Origin of the sequence: Solidesulfovibrio fructosivorans JJ] (genome assembly GCF_000179555.1) — a bacterium.
Taxonomy (GTDB): Bacteria; Desulfobacterota; Desulfovibrionia; order Desulfovibrionales; family Desulfovibrionaceae; genus Solidesulfovibrio; species Solidesulfovibrio fructosivorans.
This window is the reverse complement of sequence record NZ_AECZ01000017.1, coordinates 61,170-76,371: the sequence shown is the minus strand read 5'-3', so window position 1 is coordinate 76,371 and position 15,202 is coordinate 61,170. Positions and strand designations below refer to the sequence as shown.

Annotated in this window: 17 protein-coding genes; 12 read left to right on the top strand and 5 right to left on the bottom strand. The window is 64.4% G+C overall.

Annotated elements, in window-relative coordinates; translation table 11 throughout:
- Positions 1 to 100 precede the first annotated feature (100 nt).
- From DESFRDRAFT_RS12880 to truA, 4 genes are all read left to right on the top strand, one after another.
- Positions 101 to 970 carry a 1,4-dihydroxy-2-naphthoate polyprenyltransferase gene (locus DESFRDRAFT_RS12880; RefSeq protein ID WP_005994547.1) on the top strand — a complete coding sequence of 290 codons (870 nt, stop codon included), beginning with the start codon at positions 101 to 103 and terminating at the stop codon, positions 968 to 970.
- Positions 971 to 1,055: 85 nt separating this feature from the next.
- Entirely contained in the window at positions 1,056 to 1,499 is a 444-nt protein-coding gene (gene fliJ, locus DESFRDRAFT_RS12875) for a flagellar export protein FliJ (RefSeq protein ID WP_005994546.1), read from the top strand.
- Positions 1,420 to 2,175, top strand: a complete 756-nt coding sequence (locus tag DESFRDRAFT_RS12870) for a MotE family protein (protein ID WP_233489610.1) — start codon at positions 1,420 to 1,422, stop codon at positions 2,173 to 2,175. Before fliJ ends, DESFRDRAFT_RS12870 begins: the two co-directional genes overlap by 80 nt.
- Before the next feature lie 195 nt (positions 2,176 to 2,370).
- Positions 2,371 to 3,168, top strand: a complete 798-nt coding sequence (truA, locus tag DESFRDRAFT_RS12865) for a tRNA pseudouridine(38-40) synthase TruA (protein ID WP_005994544.1) — start codon at positions 2,371 to 2,373, stop codon at positions 3,166 to 3,168.
- 165 nt (positions 3,169 to 3,333) lie between these two features.
- Here the strand turns inward: truA and DESFRDRAFT_RS12860 are convergent, their stop codons facing one another.
- From DESFRDRAFT_RS12860 to DESFRDRAFT_RS12850, 3 genes are all read right to left on the bottom strand, one after another.
- On the bottom strand, positions 3,334 to 4,212 hold the full coding sequence (locus DESFRDRAFT_RS12860) for a class I SAM-dependent methyltransferase (RefSeq protein ID WP_005994542.1): 879 nt from the start codon (positions 4,210 to 4,212) through the stop codon (positions 3,334 to 3,336).
- A gap of 154 nt (positions 4,213 to 4,366) precedes the next feature.
- Entirely contained in the window at positions 4,367 to 5,521 is a 1,155-nt protein-coding gene (proB, locus tag DESFRDRAFT_RS12855; protein WP_005994540.1) for a glutamate 5-kinase, read from the bottom strand.
- Between the two features lie 43 nt (positions 5,522 to 5,564).
- The gene (locus DESFRDRAFT_RS12850) at positions 5,565 to 5,786 is read right to left on the bottom strand and encodes a hypothetical protein (protein WP_005994538.1); all 222 of its coding nucleotides are present in this window, start codon (positions 5,784 to 5,786) and stop codon (positions 5,565 to 5,567) included.
- A gap of 132 nt (positions 5,787 to 5,918) precedes the next feature.
- On the opposite strand from DESFRDRAFT_RS12850, the gene DESFRDRAFT_RS12845 reads away from it, so the two are divergent.
- The 8 genes from DESFRDRAFT_RS12845 (at position 5,919) to DESFRDRAFT_RS12810 (ending at position 11,927) form a co-directional block, all read left to right on the top strand.
- Positions 5,919 to 6,647: a 2-phosphosulfolactate phosphatase gene (locus tag DESFRDRAFT_RS12845; protein WP_005994536.1), complete on the top strand. Its 729-nt coding sequence runs from the start codon at positions 5,919 to 5,921 to the stop codon at positions 6,645 to 6,647.
- Between the two features lie 69 nt (positions 6,648 to 6,716).
- The gene (locus tag DESFRDRAFT_RS12840) at positions 6,717 to 7,700 is read left to right on the top strand and encodes an HD-GYP domain-containing protein (RefSeq protein ID WP_005994534.1); all 984 of its coding nucleotides are present in this window, start codon (positions 6,717 to 6,719) and stop codon (positions 7,698 to 7,700) included.
- A gap of 13 nt (positions 7,701 to 7,713) precedes the next feature.
- A complete protein-coding gene (locus DESFRDRAFT_RS12835; RefSeq protein ID WP_005994532.1) occupies positions 7,714 to 7,923 on the top strand; it encodes a dual CXXC motif small (seleno)protein in 210 nt (69 codons plus the stop codon).
- Between the two features lie 358 nt (positions 7,924 to 8,281).
- Positions 8,282 to 8,575, top strand: a complete 294-nt coding sequence (locus DESFRDRAFT_RS12830; protein ID WP_005994530.1) for a hypothetical protein — start codon at positions 8,282 to 8,284, stop codon at positions 8,573 to 8,575.
- Between the two features lie 179 nt (positions 8,576 to 8,754).
- Complete coding sequence (locus DESFRDRAFT_RS12825) at positions 8,755 to 9,978, top strand: sodium:calcium antiporter (RefSeq protein WP_005994529.1); 1,224 nt, start codon at positions 8,755 to 8,757, stop codon at positions 9,976 to 9,978.
- A gap of 84 nt (positions 9,979 to 10,062) precedes the next feature.
- On the top strand, positions 10,063 to 10,734 hold the full coding sequence (locus DESFRDRAFT_RS12820) for a trimeric intracellular cation channel family protein (RefSeq protein WP_005994527.1): 672 nt from the start codon (positions 10,063 to 10,065) through the stop codon (positions 10,732 to 10,734).
- Between the two features lie 72 nt (positions 10,735 to 10,806).
- The gene (locus DESFRDRAFT_RS12815) at positions 10,807 to 11,451 is read left to right on the top strand and encodes an HAD family hydrolase (protein ID WP_005994525.1); all 645 of its coding nucleotides are present in this window, start codon (positions 10,807 to 10,809) and stop codon (positions 11,449 to 11,451) included.
- 104 nt (positions 11,452 to 11,555) lie between these two features.
- Positions 11,556 to 11,927 carry a NifB/NifX family molybdenum-iron cluster-binding protein gene (locus tag DESFRDRAFT_RS12810; protein ID WP_005994523.1) on the top strand — a complete coding sequence of 124 codons (372 nt, stop codon included), beginning with the start codon at positions 11,556 to 11,558 and terminating at the stop codon, positions 11,925 to 11,927.
- 196 nt (positions 11,928 to 12,123) lie between these two features.
- Here the strand turns inward: DESFRDRAFT_RS12810 and DESFRDRAFT_RS12805 are convergent, their stop codons facing one another.
- Entirely contained in the window at positions 12,124 to 12,648 is a 525-nt protein-coding gene (locus DESFRDRAFT_RS12805) for a cyclic nucleotide-binding domain-containing protein (RefSeq protein WP_005994521.1), read from the bottom strand.
- Positions 12,614 to 15,154: an ABC transporter ATP-binding protein/permease gene (locus tag DESFRDRAFT_RS12800; RefSeq protein ID WP_005994520.1), complete on the bottom strand. Its 2,541-nt coding sequence runs from the start codon at positions 15,152 to 15,154 to the stop codon at positions 12,614 to 12,616. Before DESFRDRAFT_RS12800 ends, DESFRDRAFT_RS12805 begins: the two co-directional genes overlap by 35 nt.
- Positions 15,155 to 15,202 lie beyond the last annotated feature (48 nt).

Here is a 15,202-nt window from a genome sequence, read left to right as displayed (position 1 = left end):
CATAAAAAATTTAGGAAGGGGAGAGCGCGAGAGGGGCTACTGCCCTTTTTAAAGGGTTTCCCCTCTCGCATCCTCTTCCCTCTCCTAAAGGGTTTCATCAATGGCGACATTCTCGCAGTGGCTGACCGGCGCGCGGCCGCAGACGTTGCCCGCGGCCCTGGCTCCGGTTGCGGCCGGGACGGGCGCGGCGGCGGCCTTGGATGGGGCGCATGCGTTTCGGGCGCTTCTGGCTCTGGTCGTGGCCTTGGCGTTGCAGGTCGGGGTCAACTATGCCAACGACTATTCCGACGGGGTTCGCGGCACCGATGACGAGCGCATCGGGCCGTTTCGCTTGACCGGTTCCAAGGCGGCGAGTCCCGGGGCGGTGTTGGCCGCGACGTGCCTGTCCTTTGCCGTGGCGCTTGCGGCCGGCGTCTGGCTTTTGGCGCTTTGCGGCCATTGGTGGCTCCTTGTCGTTGGGGCGGCCTGCATCCCGGCGGCCTGGTTCTATACCGGCGGAAAGCGTCCCTACGGGTATCGCGGCTATGGCGAGGTGTTCGTCTTTATTTTCTTCGGGCTCGTGGCCGTGTTGGGCACGACCTACACCCAGGCGGACCGCCTCTCTTTTACGGCGTTGTGGGCGGCCATCGGCATCGGCGCGCTGGCCTGCGCGCTTTTGGTCACCAACAACCTGCGCGATATCGAAAGCGACGCCAAAAGCGGGAAGTACACCCTGACCGTTCGCCTGGGCGACGCCAAAAGCCGGGCCTTTTACATGACGCTCGTCGGCATCGCTTTACTCATGGTGGCGTGCATGCTGCCGCGCCACCCCTGGACCGGGCTGGTTTTTTTCATCCTGCCGCTGCTCGCGCGGCCGGTGCGCGCGGTGCTTTCCGGCAAGGCGGGCAAGGAGTTGCTGCAGGTTTTACGCGATACCGGTAAGATCGAGCTGCTTTACGGCCTGCTTCTCGGCCTGTCGCTCTCCCTGTAAGGCCGGTTTCGCGTGGCCCGGGAATTGCTTGCTGGCCAAAAGAAGTGACGGAAAACCGGCGTTCGCGCCGTATTGACGGGAACCCATGGCCAAGCCCTTTCGATTCAATCTCGAACGCATCCTGGACATCCGCACCCAGTTCGAGGAGCGGGCCAGGATGGAGCTTGGCAAGGCCATTGCCGCCCATCAGGCGGGGGAGCGCGAAGTGAACCGGCTCATAAACGAGCTGGCCGCCCGCGAAGCCTCCATGGCCCAGAAGCAGAACCCGTCGGCCGGGGATATCTGGCTGTGGCAGGCCTATCGCAAACGTCTCATGGCCGATATCGCCATGGCCAGGGCGCGGTTGGCCGAGCTTGCCGAAGCCAGGGAACAGGCCCGCCAAAAAGCCGTCGACTGTTCCAAGGATCGAAAACTGCTGGACAAACTTAAAACGAATAAGGCCACACGCCATGCCATCGAAGAAAACATCGCCGAGCAAAAGGAAAACGACGAAATGGCTTCGGTTCGCTACCAGCCGCCGACGCTCTGACGCCTCGTCACGCCTGCTGCTTTTTTGCGAGCGCATAAGCGGCCGCATCGCGCCCCGGGCCACCAAGGTGCTGAGCGTTTTCCTCATGATCGCGGCCGTCAAGCTCGGCGTGCTGGTCTTCATGGGCCTCGACCTGATGCTGCCCGATCCGCCGGCGCGTGTCGCCAGCGTGGCCGCGCCGTCCGCCGACACATCGGCCGTGCGCTTTGCCCTGCCCGGACCGGGCGTCGCCCTGGCCCAGCAGGCTCCGGCCCAGCAGCCGGCCGCCGCGCCGGCCAAACCCGCCGCCACGACCCCCGATGCCCAGGCGTTGCTCAAACGCCAGGACGAACTGGACCAGCGTGAGCAGGCGCTCAACCAGTTGCAGGCCGACCTCGACGCCCGGGTGGCCAAGCTCAAGAATATGGAGAACAACATCAAGAAGATGTTGCAGGAGGCCAAGGGCGTCAAAGACCAGAAGCTCAAGCACCTCATCGATGTCTATTCCAACATGAACGCCAAGCAGGCGGCCAAGGTGCTGGAGACCCTGGACAACAACATCGCAGTCAGAATTTTGGCGGGCATGCGCGGGCGGCAGGCCGGCGACATCCTCAACAACATGGAAGCCAAGAAGGCGGCCGGCCTGACGGAAATGCTGACCCGGCTGCAACTGCCCCCGAGCGACAACGCATCGTAAAGAAGTCGGGGGGAACCCTTGTCTTACGAAAGGGTTCCCCCCGGACCCCCCTCCCAAAGATTTTTAATAATGATAGTGTGTAATTGCGTACCACCCATCACCATAAAAAATTTAGGAGGGGGAGAGCGCGAGAGGGGCTACTGCCCTTTTTAAAGGGTTTCCCCTCTCGCACCCTCTTCTCATAAAGTTTGTCTGATGACGCGAGTGCGGTTGACGGTCGCCTACGACGGCACGCGATTCGCCGGGTGGCAGTTGCAGGCTCCGGGCATGGGGCGCACGGTCCAGGGCTGTCTCGAGGAGGCGCTGGCGCGGCTTTGCGGCGAAGCGGCGCGGGTGCACGGGGCGGGGCGCACCGACGCCGGGGTGCATGCCGTGGCCCAGGTGGCCCATGTCGACGTGCCGGAGGCGCGGGCCGGGCTGCCCTGGCAACGGGCGCTCAACGCCTTGCTGCCGGACGACGTCTCGGTGGTGGACGCGGCCGTGGTTCCGCCCGATTTCCATGCCCGGTTCGACGCTTCGGGCAAAATCTACCAATATACGCTCTGGACCCGGCCGGGCTCGATTCTACCCTGGCGACGGCCGTACGTCTGGGACGTGGGCCGCTTTTCGCCACTCGACGTCGCGGCCATGGATGCCTGCGCCGCGCTTTTCGCCGGGTATCACGATTTCGCCGCCTTCCAGAATGCCGGCTCCTCGGTCAAGACCTCGACCCGGCTGGTGCACGGCGTCAGCAGGCTGCCGCAAGCGAATTCCGACGAGATGGTCTGGCGGTTTCATGCCGAAGGGTTCCTCAAGCAGATGGTGCGCAACCTTATGGGCGCGCTGGTCGAGGTCGGGCGCGGGAAAGCTGCGCCCGAGGATATCCGCTCCGTATTGACGTTGGGGCAAAGAAGGCACGCGCCGCGAACGGCGCCGGCCGGCGGGCTTTGCCTGATGGCTGTGGAGTACGGAAACGCCGGCCGGGGGCATAAGCGACATCTTGGCCAAAATTGAAGACGGAGCTGGGAAGAGGATGCGAGAGGGGGACCCTTTTTGAAAAAAGGGTCCCCCTCTCGCGCTCTCCCTTTCCCAAAACTTTTAACGGTAATAGTATGTTATCGCTAGCAGCCTGTCACCGTTGAAAGTCTTTGGAAAGGGGGTCCGGGGGGAAACCTTTCTTCAGAAAGGTTTCCCCCCGGTCTGCTTTTTTCCCCCCGGCTTGTGCGTGACGAAGACGACGGAGTTGTAGCGCAGGAAGCCGGCTTTTTCGCCGGCCTTGTAGGCAGCCTCGTAGAGGGCGTGGATGTCGCCTTCGATGATGCCCGGCATCTCGGACGGCTTGTAGAAGGCCACGTGCACCGCGACGTCGGTGGGCTGGCCGCGTTTGTCGAGCAGGGCGGGCAGGTCGTCGCCGTAATCGGTGATGACCAGCGAACCGCCGTGGCGCACGGGATCGCCGTGATGCACCGGAGGCAGCAGGTCGTGGCGCGTTCCGTTTTCGAAACGTACGCGCGGCGTCGTACAGTGGCCTTCGTGTATGGGCACGGTGAAGACGTGCCGTCCGCCCGGGGCCAGCACGCGCCAGACTTCGTCGAAGGCGCGCCAGGGATCGGTCACGTGTTCGAAGATGTCCTGGGTGACGACCAGGTCGAAGGACGCGTCGGGAAAGCTCAGGCGTTCCAGGTCTTCGCAGCGCAGCCCCTCCTGGGTGCGGGAGCCGGGCGCGGTCAGTTCGGGCACGTATTCCGAGCAGACGTATCCCGGCAGGCAACGCAGGCGTTCGTGCAGGGGGCCGGCGGCCTGGGCCTCGAACACGCGCCAGTCCCGCATGGCGTCAAGGGCTTCGGGCAGGAGCCTGGCCTTCGGACCGGCGGAGAGCCGCGCCAGCACCCGGACCAGATCGCGGGTGCGCCGGCTGGACCGGCAGGAGGAGCAGCGCGTCTCGCGCAGGCTGTGCCCGGGTTTTATCGGCGCGAAAACGGCTTTCTGGCCGCACACGCAGCACATCCCGTCGTCCTCGAACACGTCCCAGTTCCGGCACTTGGCTTCCTTGTCCATCTTGCCACCTTTCCTTCCGGCTCTTGCCGTGCCTTCTGCGTCATTCCTCACCCCCTTCAAAGGGGGCCCGGGGGGAATTATTCCCCCCGGCAGGGTGCAGGGGCAGCGCCCCTGCCGGTGAGGGGTCGGGAGGGGCGACGCCCCTCCCGATTCTTTAAATAGCCGCGTCGATGAGCATGTTGTCGCGGTGCACGGCCTCGGTGTAGGAGGCCTCGCCGAGCACCTGCTCCAGGCGCGAGCTTTTGAGCCCCATGATTTTGCGCAGGTCGGCCGCGCCGTAGTTGGTGAGCCCGACGCCGATGGATTCGTCCTCGACGCTGGCGATGCGCACCATGGACCCCACGGTGAAGTCGCCGACCACATCCACGATGCCGGCCGGCAGCAGGCTTTTGCCCTTGTCGCGAAGCGCCCGCACCGCGCCGTCGTCCACGATGAGGGTGCCTTGGGGCTCGTGGTGGTAGGCCAACCAGAACTTGCGCCTGGGGATGGGCTTGCAGCCGGCCGGCACGTAGGTGCCGTTTTCCTCGCCGGCAAAGGCCCGGGTGAGGGCATCGGGCTCGCGCCCGGCCAGGATCATGGTCGGCACGCCGAGCTGGGCCACGCGACGGGCGGCCAACAGCTTGGAATGCATGCCTCCGGTGCCGAGCGCGGTCTTGGCCCCGCACAGGGCGTCCAGGTCGAGCCCGGCGATGTCCTCGATGACGGACATGGGCCTGGCCTCGGGGTGCTCGTCGGGGTTTTGGGCGTACACGCCCCGGGCCGAGGTCAGGTTGACGAACAGTTCCGCCCCGATGGTGCCGACGAGCAGTCCGCCCAGGCAGTCGTTGTCGCCGTAGACCAGTTCCGAGATGGCCACCGGGTCGTTTTCGTTGACCACGGGCACGGCCTCGAGATCGAAAAGCGTGGCCAGGGTGTTGCGCAGGTTGAGGTAGCGTTCGCGGTTGTCCAGGTCGTCTCGGGTCAGCAGCACCTGGGCGGCGATGCGGCCGTGGCGGGCGAACTCCTGGTCGTAGGCGTGCATGAGCCGGCTTTGGCCGATGGCCGAAGCGGCCTGCCGGTGGGCCAGGGAGGCGGGGTCGTAGTGCCGGCCGAGGACCTCGCGGCCGGCGGCCACCGCGCCGCTGGAGACCAGCAGCACCTTGCGGCCGGCGTTGGCCAGGGCGGCGATCTGGGCGGCCAGGGAGGCGACCACGGCCGCGTCCAGGCCGCCGCCGGGGCGGGCCAGCACCGCGCTGCCCACCTTGATGACAATCCGCCGGGCTTGGGACAGCACGTGCCGGCGGCTTTCGTTCCAGTCGCAGTGGGCCATGCCAGGGGCCCTCCTTGTAAGGCGGTTGTGCGGGAAGCCGGGATCAGGCCGTTTCGTCGGCGAGTCCTCCCCGGGATTCCTCCGGGGAAGAAGGACCGGCCTCGGCCGGGGGCTCGGCCGCGCTGATGGGGCCGTGACGGCCGGCAAAGGAGGCGTCGGCCGCCGCCGCGTCCCGCGTCGCCGATTCCCGGACGTTGCCTGTCCAGGAGGTGTACTCCGGGATGACGGGCAAAAGGGGCGGCGAAAAGTCAGGATCTGCGGCCATGGCTGGCGGCTCCGGGTCGTAGTGGCGTTTGAATGAATATACGGGTTCGGTATCCGGGTGGCAAGACGGCGCGTCATGCGCTTTTCAAACGCGCGCCGCACTGTTATTCCCCTCTGCCGGGAGGGTATTGTCGTGCGCATCAAGATGTTGGAGTTGCTTTCGGGCGCGCAGCAAGCCACGGGGACGGCCGTGGTCATCGATGTTTTCCGCGCCTGTTCCGTGGCCTGTTATGCCTTTGCCGCCGGAGTCGAACGGATGTTGCCCGTGGATACGGTGGAGGACGCCCGGGCCTTGCGTGCCGCCCATCCGGATTACCTGCTCGCCGGCGAACGCAATTGCCTCAAGCTCGAGGGCTTCGATTTCGGCAACTCGCCAAGCGAGGTCAAGGACGCGCCCCTGGCCGGCAAGACCCTGGTCCACGCCACGTCCGCCGGCACCCGGGGACTTTTCGCGGCCATGGAAAGCGCCGACCGGGTCCTGACCTGCTCGTTTCCCAACATCGCCGCCACGGCCCAGGCCATCCTGGAGGCCGACCCGGAAGTCGTCTCCATCGTGGCCATGGGCAAGGCCGGCATGAACCACGCCCCCGAGGACAAGCTGTGCGCCATGTATTTGGCCAACCTGCTCCAGGGAGTGCCCAACGCCTTCGCCGCCATCCCCAAATTCCTGCGCACCTCGCCGAGCGCGGCCATTTTTTTCGGCGAAACAGCCATTGTGCCCGAGGAAGATTTCGGCCTGTGCCTGGCTCTCGACGCCTTTGACTTCTACCTGGAAGCCATGCGTCTCCCGGACCGGCGGCCGGCCCTGACCCGGCGCTATCCCGAGCATCCCGTCACCACGGCCGACGCGCCGGCGGCCTGATCCGCCGCCGGCCACAGCGGGAATCCAACCGGCCAAACGGCCGGGCGTCGCATCACAGGAGGCGGGAGCATGCAAGGCAAGGCCATAATGAACTCGCGGGAAGACTTCTACTTTTCCGTTTCTCCCCTGATGATCTTTCCCAAGGCCCTGGGAAGATTTCGCGTCTACATCAAGCAGGCCGGCAACTACGTCCTGTACGCGGCGGAAAACGAGCAGTTCACCCCGCGCCATCGCCAGAAGCTCCACGACGCGGGCGTGACGGAAGTCTATGTCCGGGCCGAGCAGAAGCCCGATTACGAGCGCTACGTCGAAAAGCACCTGCCCCAGATCCTGGCCGATGCCGTCATCCCCGTGGAGGAGCGGGCCAAGGTCCTCTATACCGCCGCCGAGGCCGTGGTGCGCGAGGTCTTCGAGACGCGCCTGCCCAAGGGAATCGGCAAGCGCGAGTTCTCCCGCATCGCCAATCTGGTCGAGAAGAGCCTGAAATTTCTCGCCATCGACGAATCGCTCAAGCGCATCGCCGATCTGGCCTCCCACGACTACACCGTGCATACCCACAACGTGCAGGTGTTCGTTTTCTCCACCGCCATCCTGCAAAGCATGAAGGCCGACGAATACACCCAGGTCCAGGCCGGCATCGGGGCGCTTCTGCACGATATCGGCAAGACCCACATCCCCGGGGAAATCCTGTCCAAGCCCGGCCCCCTGACCCCCGAGGAACGCGCCGTCATCAATACCCACCCGGCCAAGGGCCTGGCCCTGTGCCAGGACGTGCCGCTGACCCAGACGGCCGCCCACTGCATCCTCATGCACCACGAGCGCATGGACGGCGCCGGCTACCCCGGCGGCCTGTCCGGCGAGCTGATCCCGCCCTACGTGCGGGCCCTGGCCGTGGCCGACGTCTACGACGCGCTGACCACCAAACGGCCCTATGCCGACGCCATGCAGCCGTTCCAGGCTCTGCGCCTCATGCGCGATGAGATGGGCGGCGCCTTCGACCTCGACGTCTTCAAACGTCTGGTCGTGATCCTAAGCGGCGCCAACATGGTCTAAAGGAGTTGTACCCATGGCTTTTTCCCGCGTCCGCTTTTCCCCCACCGAGGCCAAGGTGACCTGCCCCAACTGCGGCAAACATCTCACCTACGAACGCAGCTGCCTGCGCATCATGCTGACCTGCCACGCCTGCGGCAAGGAATTCGACCCGGCCGGCCTCGTGGACCAGCTCGACGACGACTTCGACGAAGTGTACGCCAACGTCCCCCTGGATAGGATGTAAGGGGAGCGGGGAGCAAGGAGCCGGGGGCGGGGACCTTTTTTTGCAAAAAAAGGTCCCCGCCCCCGGACCCCCACCCTCCAAAAAAACTCTTAACGGGGGGCGTTGCGACAGAGGATGTCGCATACTACGGTCGGAAACGGGGACACCTTTCAAACCCGATGCGCAGCCGGCGGAATCCATAATTTTGTTTCGAGGCGGGGGAATTGTTCCCGCGTATGGCATGTGTGTCCTGGGCCGGCCGTGGGGTCTGGCGGACGCGAAGGCGTATTCTTCGAATATGCGCCGCGCGCGGCCGCCAGACCCCACGGCCGGCCGACCAAAGAAAAATTGTGCAAGCGATTTGGCAAGGAGAAAGGAAATGGCGGCGGGAGTCTGGGACGGCATCGACAAGGAACGCGTGGGCCGTGGGCTGGTGACGGCTTTTATGAGCGACGAATATTTGGAGGTTTTGGCCGAGATCAACAACGCCGAAACCGAAGGCGAGGTGCTGGCCGCCCGGGACAAGGTCAAGGATCTCATGGTGCTGTGGCGCGAGGAAGTGCCCGAATACGCCTTTGCCGTGGACGCGCTGTATCTTTTTTCCGAACAGATGATTGAAATGCTTAAAGATATAGATGAAGAGGATTCCCCCGCGATTGACAGCCAGGCGTAACGCCTTTATCTTGGGAAAACCCAAAGGGGAGTAGCTGTTTCGGGCAGGGTCAACATCACTGCGGCGTTCGCGCCGCCTGGCCCTGTCGTCGGTCCCTCGGTGCCGATCGGCGAGACCTTTGGCATGCATGCGCGTGCCAAGGTCTTTTTTTTTCGGCCGCGCCAACCCGAGGAGACGTCATGAAAGCGCTGATCCCCTTGTATCTCGCCCTGATCGCCTGCCTGCCCGGACTGGCCGCCTCGCTCGCCGGGGTGCATCTTTCGCCCCAGACCGCTGCCCTTGTGGCCGGCGCGGCCATCCTCGGCGCGTCCTTCCTGCTCCTGTGGGCCTGCGACGTGGCCCAGCACGACATCCCCCAGGCCCTGGCCCTGGCGGTGGTGGCCCTTATCGCCGTTTTGCCGGAATACGCCGTGGACATGTATTTCACCTGGATGGCCGGGCAGCATCCGGAGTCCGACTACGCCCATTTCGCCATCGCCAACATGACCGGGGCCAACCGGCTGCTTATCGGCGTGGCCTGGACGGCCGTGGCCGGCATCGTCTGGTGGCGCACGAGAAAGCCCGTGGTGCTCGAGTCCGACCGCCGCCTGGAGGTGGTGTTTCTGGGCCTGGCCACGGCCTATGCCATCACCATTCCCCTTTCCGGCAGCCTGACCTGGGTCGACGGCGCGGTCCTGGTCGGGCTCTACGTCGTCTACATCCTGCTGGCCGGCCGCCGGGAGGCCGAGGAGCCCGATCTCGAAGGCGTGGCCGCCCACATCGCGCGGCTGCCGTCCGGCAAGCGGCGGTTCGTCACGGCGCTGCTTTTTCTTTTCGCCGCCGGGATCATCGTGGCCAATGCCGAGCGCTTCAGCGAAGGGTTGGTGGCCACGGGGCGCATCCTCGGCGTCAGCGAATTCCTGCTGGTGCAGTGGCTGGCCCCCATCGCCTCGGAAGCGCCGGAATTCATCGTCGCCATCATGTTCGCCATGCGCGGCCGGGCCTCCTTGGCGCTTGGGAGCCTTGTTTCCTCCAAGCTCAACCAGTGGACCCTGCTTGTGGGCATGATCCCGGGCGTCTACGGCGTGTCGGCGGGCTCGTTCGCCGCGCCCATTCCCCTCGACGCCTTGCAATTGCATGAAATCATGCTCACCGCCGCCCAGTCGCTTCTGGCCGTGGGCCTGCTTTCCGGGTTGCGCCTGGACGTGCGGGGCGCGCTTTTGCTCTTCGGGCTTTTCATCGGCCAGTTTCTGGCCCCGGCCGTGCCGGACGCGGTCTGGGCGTTTTTGCCCGGCCACCTGACCGGCGGCCAGGTGCATTATCTGTTCACGTTTTTATATTTTGGCGTGTTTGTCGTGCTTTTGCCGCGTATTGGACCGCATCTGCTGGTCCTGGTCCGGCCCGGGCGTCGCGAAACCTCTTGACGCGGCAAAGGCCCGGCCCTATGTACCGCCCCTCGCCTCGGGGAACCGCCCGGGGCGGGGACATCGCACACGAGGTCGGTCGTCATGCAACATGGCTTTGAACTGCCTCTCGCCTTGGACCTTTTCGCCGTTTTTCTCATGTCCGCAACCGGGGCCATCGAGGCCATCCGCCGCAGATTCGACCTGGTCGGCCTGCTCGGCCTGTCCCTGGCCACCGGCCTTGGCGGAGCGCTCATGCGCGACGGGATTTTCCTCCAGTCCGGGGCCCCGGCCGTCATCAGCAACCAGTCCTATCTTTTCGCCGTGGCCGGCGGCGCCGCCGCCTGCCTGATTTTCGGCCGCCGCGCCGTGCTGTCGGAGCGGCTGGTGGCCGTGGTCGACGCCGCCGCGCTGGGGGCCTACGCCGTGGTCGGCATGGACAAGTCCCTGGCCTTCGGTCTGGCCTTTGCCCCGGCCGTGCTGGTCGGCACCATCAACGCCTGCGGCGGGGGACTGTTGCGCGACGTCCTGACCCGCAAGGAACCGCTGGTCTTCAGGCCCGGCCAGTTCTATGCCCTGGCCGCCCTGATCGGCTGTCTGAGCTACCCGTTTCTGCTCCGGAGCCTGGGCCTGCCGCCGCTTGTCGCCGCCCTGTGCACCATCGCCATCACGTTTAGCCTGCGCATGCTGGCCATCACCTGCGACTGGCGCACCGCCCCGGTGCGTTCGACCGGGCTTATCCCCCGCCGCCGGCGACAGGCCCGCAACCCGGCTTGACGCCGACCCCGGAAAGCGGGTCTATAAACACAGTATCCCCAACCGCCGGCCGCGCCGGCAGGAGGCATTGCCGTGACGCACCCCATCACCACGCTTTTTTGCGATGTCGGCGGCGTGATGCTCACCAACGGCTGGGACCGGGCCGCACGAAAGCTCGCCTGCCGGACCTTCGATCTGGATTGCGACGAGGTCGACGAGCGCCACCACCTGACTTTCGACGCCTTCGAGGAAGGCAAGCTCAGCCTCGACGAGTATCTCGACCGCACGGTCTTCTACGCGCCCCGGCCGTTTCGTCGGGAAGCCTTCAAGGACTTCATGTTCAGCCGTTCCGAGCCCCTGCCCGACATGCTGGACGCGTTGCGGGAACTCAAGGCCGCCCACGGCATCAAGATCGTCACGGTCAACAACGAAGGCCGGGAATTGAACGAACACCGCATCCGGACTTTCGGCCTCGGCTGCTTCATCGACGCCTTCGTGTCCTCGTGCTTCGTGCATTTTCGCAAGCCCGACGCGGACATCTTCCGCATCGCCCTGGACATCGCCCAGACAGCGCCCGAGGAGGCGGTCTATATCGACGACCGGGCGCTTTTCGTGGAAGTGGCCGGGACGCTCGGCATCCGGGGCGTGGTGCACAAAAGCGCCGCCGAGACCCTTGCCGCCCTCAAGGAAATGGGACCGTTCGCCGCCTACTGCCCGGCCGGCCCGGACCTGGGCTGAGCTTGCCTCCCCGGGAAAAAGACTTATCCAAGTACCTCGCGCGATAATCCGGCGGCCGTCCCTTCGCCTTTGGCCGGTCCGCCGGCACAAGGAGTACCCAGCCTATGCGGAAAATCGCCATTCCTTCCCGCGACGGGCAGGTGGACGAGCATTTCGGCCATTGCGGCTATTTCACGGTGCTGACCGTGGGCGACGTCAACGGCATATTGTCCGAAGAGACCTTCGAGCCGCCGGCACAGTGCGGCTGTCGGTCCAATCTGGTGGAAATGCTGGTTGCCATGGGCGTCGGCGCGCTTATCGCCGGCAACATGGGTCAGGGCGCGGCGGACAAGCTGCGCCACGCCGGCCTGACCGTGGTGCGCGGGGCCTCCGGGCCGGTGCGCGACGCCGCGACGGCCTTCCTGGCCGGCACGCTCAAGGACAAGGACGAACTCTGCCAGGCCCACGGCCACGACTGCCTGCATCCGATTGCGTAGGAAGGGCGGAAGACAGTGCGAGAGGGGGACCCTTTTTGGAAAAAGGGTCCCCCTCTCGCGCTCTCCCCTCCCCAAAACTTTTAACGATTACAGGCAGGCTAAGGATGCCATGGAGTAACCATTAAAATTTTTTGAAGGGGGGGCCGGGGGGAAACTTTTTTTAAAAAAGTTTCCCCCCGGTTCGTCTTTTCGCTTCCTAAAATAGACTCAGTCCCATCTCGCCTTTTTGGGCGCATTCCGCGGCGTGGGCTTTCAGGAAGGCTTCTTCCCAGCGGAACACGTGGTCCACCACGTTGCCGAGGATTTTTGGCAGGATATCCGGGAAGCGTTCGGCGGTTTTGAGGAATTTTTCCCGGGTGAGCACCAGGCATTGGGTGTCGGCCGCGGCCCGCACCGTGTAGAGCGCCTTGACCGAGCCCATAAGGCCTAGCCCGCCGAAGAAAAATTCCTTGCCGCGTTTGGAAAAGGACACCTCGCAATCCTCGGTTTGCCGGGTCATCTCCACTTCGCCGCACAACAGGTAATAGCAGCGGTCCAGCGGTTCGCCCTGTTCGCACAGGGCGTCGCCCGCGCCGAATTCCTCCCGGCCGGAAAGGTAGGCCAGCACTTTGATGACATCAAGGGGAACGCCGTTGAAAACGGGCAGCTCCCGCAGGATGTCCAGGCAGTCGTTGAAGCCGCAGCCCTTAGCCCCTTCCAGACGCTCCGTGGACGAGTTCATACAGCATCCCCTTTTTTTCCATAAGCGCCGCATACGAGCCGGTTTCGACGATGCGTCCGGCCTTCATGACGGCCACTTTGTCGAAATTTTTGATGGTATCCAGCCGGTGCACCACGGAGATGACCGTGGAATCTCCTTTCCATTTGGTTTCGAGCAGGTTCTGGATGCGGGTCTGTGAGGCGTTGTCCAGCGCGGAGGTGGCCTCGTCCAGGATGAGCATGGGCGGTTCCTTGAGAAACGCCCGGGCCAGGGCCACTTTTTGGCGCTGCCCGCCCGAGAGGCGGTCGCCCATGGAGCCGACCTGGAAATCCAGCCCGATTTCCAGGACGCGTTCCAGCATGTCCTCTTCGATGAGCAAGCTGACGATGGTTTTCTGGATCTGGTCCAGGATCTTGGGACTGGTGGTCTTGATGCGGCCGAAAAGGATATTGTCCATGACCGTCATGGAATAGAGGTAGTGTTCGCGCCTGAAGAACGTCACCGCGCCGGGCAGGTCGGTTTCGATGCGCTCCGCGAACATGGCCCGGCCGGAAAGGAGCAGGCCCTCCAGGATCGGGGAAAGGTCGACGATGGAGTGGACGCCCGGGGTGAAGCGCAACGCCAGGGTCAAAAGCAGGCGCTCGTCATCGGGGGGCAGCTTGTGCAGCCGCAGGCGGGCCAAGCGGCCGCTCAGGTCGCGATAGGTGTCGAATTCGTCGGCCGTGATCGGGGTCTGCTCGAAGAAGGTGGCGTCCGGGGAGGGCACGTCTTTCAAGATGTCCACTGTCTTGGTGGCCAGTTCCGCGCCGGTTTGCACGAGCAGCATCTTGAGGCCCGCGTCGTGCAGGAAACTCACGAAGAACGGGTTGGTGGTCAGCCGCTCCGGGTCCAGGTCGTCGCGGGCCGGGGTGCCGAAGATCAGGTTCTCGGCCACGGAGCTGTAGTACAGGTAGCGGGTGGGATCGAAGAATTCCACCGAATCGGCCAGGGATTCGCCGTGTCCTTCATGGTAGGCCTCGCGTATCCGGACCACTTTTTTGACCAGATGCTCCTTCTTGCCTTCCTTGAACACCGAATTGAGGGCGAAGCGCAGGATGTCGGTGAAAAGCCCCACCTGCTGCACCACGGCGATGATCTCGTCCAGGCTGGGCACCCCGGCCTCGCCCGTGACGCCGTGGGCCTCGCGCCGGGCGTTTATGGAATAGAGCAGGTTGTCCTTGATGGAACCTTCGAAAATGAACGGGTGTTGGGAGACGATGCCCATGTTGTCGGCGATGTCGGACTTGGGCAGGGCGTCGATGTCCAGGCCGGAAAGCTGGGCCGTGCCGGCGGTGTATTTGAGAATCTGGCACAGGCAAAGGGCCAGGGTGGACTTGCCCGAGCCGGAGAAGCCGACCAGGGCCACCTGTTCGCCGGGTTTCACGTCCAGGGACACGCCCTTTAAGAGCTGGATGCCGCCCGGCACCTCGAACACCAGGTCCTTGGCCACGACGGACCCGTCCAGGGGCAGCGGTTCACGGGGTTCGTCGGGCTCGGCCAGAAATTCCGGGTCGCCCTCGAAATATTCCATGATCCGGCCGTAGCTGACCGAGGCGTCCTGCCAGGTCTGGTAGAAGTCCATGAGCTCCTTCCAGGGATCGTAGAGCTTTTCGTTGGCCGAAAGGAAGGCCACCAGGGCGCCGAGGTCGAAGCGGCCGTTTATGGCCAGGTAGCCGCCGACCAGAAAGAGCACGAAGGGCCCGAGGTTCTGGAAGAAGTTGTTGGAGACCTTGATGGAGAACTTGTAGAGGTTCCAGACCACGCGGATGCGGCACAGCTTTTCGGCCCAGCCCCCGAAGCGGGCGCTTTCCAGCTTGAAGCTGGCGTTGGCGTGGATTTCGTGGATGCCGGAGATGGTTTCGCTTATGAGCGTGGACAGCTTGCGGCCGGTGTCCACGCGCTCTTTGTTGGCGGCATTGGCCCGGCGTTGCAGGGCCGGGATGACCAGGATGGCGATGGGGTAAAGGGCCATGCTGATGATGGCCATAAGCGGGTTCAGGTAGAAGAGGTAGCCGGCGAAGGCGAGCAGGGTCAGCAGGTTGGTCACGGGCACGGCGATGGCCTGGCCCACGAACTCGCCGGTATTGGCCACTTCGGAGATGAGCGAGGACACGACCATGCCCGGCGAGGCCTTGCGGAAAAAGGACATGGGCAGGGTCAGGATGTGGGCGTAGAGCTTTTTGCGCAGGTCGAGCAGGGACTGCTGGCCGATATAGGTCTGCAGGGCGTTGATGGCGTATTTGAGCCCCGAAGCGGCCACCACGCAGGCGAGATAGTAGCCGCAGTACATGAGCAGCAGATCCAGGCGCTTGAGCCCGATGGCCTGGTTGATGATCTTCTTTTGCATCTCGAGGGGCAGCACACGCACGGCCACGGTGACCATGATGATGGCGAGCAGCACGGACTGGAGCTTGAGATTGCTGGTCCAGACCCAGGAGATGAGCGAGCGTTTGTAGAGGACTTCCGGGATTTCGGGACGAAGCTTCATGGAGCGATCCGCCTTTTGTGGCTGCAGTGTCGCGGGCGCGCCGGTTGC

Coding starts and splice junctions, on each gene's coding strand:
- DESFRDRAFT_RS12805 (WP_005994521.1), bottom strand. CDS start 12,648: ATGAACTCGTCCACGGAGCGTCTGGAAGGGGCTAAGGGCTGCGGCTTC.
- DESFRDRAFT_RS12840 (WP_005994534.1), top strand. CDS start 6,717: ATGCAAGGCAAGGCCATAATGAACTCGCGGGAAGACTTCTACTTTTCC.
- fliJ (WP_005994546.1), top strand. CDS start 1,056: ATGGCCAAGCCCTTTCGATTCAATCTCGAACGCATCCTGGACATCCGC.
- DESFRDRAFT_RS12820 (WP_005994527.1), top strand. CDS start 10,063: ATGCAACATGGCTTTGAACTGCCTCTCGCCTTGGACCTTTTCGCCGTT.
- DESFRDRAFT_RS12810 (WP_005994523.1), top strand. CDS start 11,556: ATGCGGAAAATCGCCATTCCTTCCCGCGACGGGCAGGTGGACGAGCAT.
- proB (WP_005994540.1), bottom strand. CDS start 5,521: ATGGCCCACTGCGACTGGAACGAAAGCCGCCGGCACGTGCTGTCCCAA.
- DESFRDRAFT_RS12850 (WP_005994538.1), bottom strand. CDS start 5,786: ATGGCCGCAGATCCTGACTTTTCGCCGCCCCTTTTGCCCGTCATCCCG.
- DESFRDRAFT_RS12870 (WP_233489610.1), top strand. CDS start 1,420: ATGCCATCGAAGAAAACATCGCCGAGCAAAAGGAAAACGACGAAATGG.
- DESFRDRAFT_RS12880 (WP_005994547.1), top strand. CDS start 101: ATGGCGACATTCTCGCAGTGGCTGACCGGCGCGCGGCCGCAGACGTTG.
- DESFRDRAFT_RS12835 (WP_005994532.1), top strand. CDS start 7,714: ATGGCTTTTTCCCGCGTCCGCTTTTCCCCCACCGAGGCCAAGGTGACC.
- DESFRDRAFT_RS12800 (WP_005994520.1), bottom strand. CDS start 15,154: ATGAAGCTTCGTCCCGAAATCCCGGAAGTCCTCTACAAACGCTCGCTC.
- DESFRDRAFT_RS12825 (WP_005994529.1), top strand. CDS start 8,755: ATGAAAGCGCTGATCCCCTTGTATCTCGCCCTGATCGCCTGCCTGCCC.
- DESFRDRAFT_RS12830 (WP_005994530.1), top strand. CDS start 8,282: ATGGCGGCGGGAGTCTGGGACGGCATCGACAAGGAACGCGTGGGCCGT.
- truA (WP_005994544.1), top strand. CDS start 2,371: ATGACGCGAGTGCGGTTGACGGTCGCCTACGACGGCACGCGATTCGCC.
- DESFRDRAFT_RS12860 (WP_005994542.1), bottom strand. CDS start 4,212: ATGGACAAGGAAGCCAAGTGCCGGAACTGGGACGTGTTCGAGGACGAC.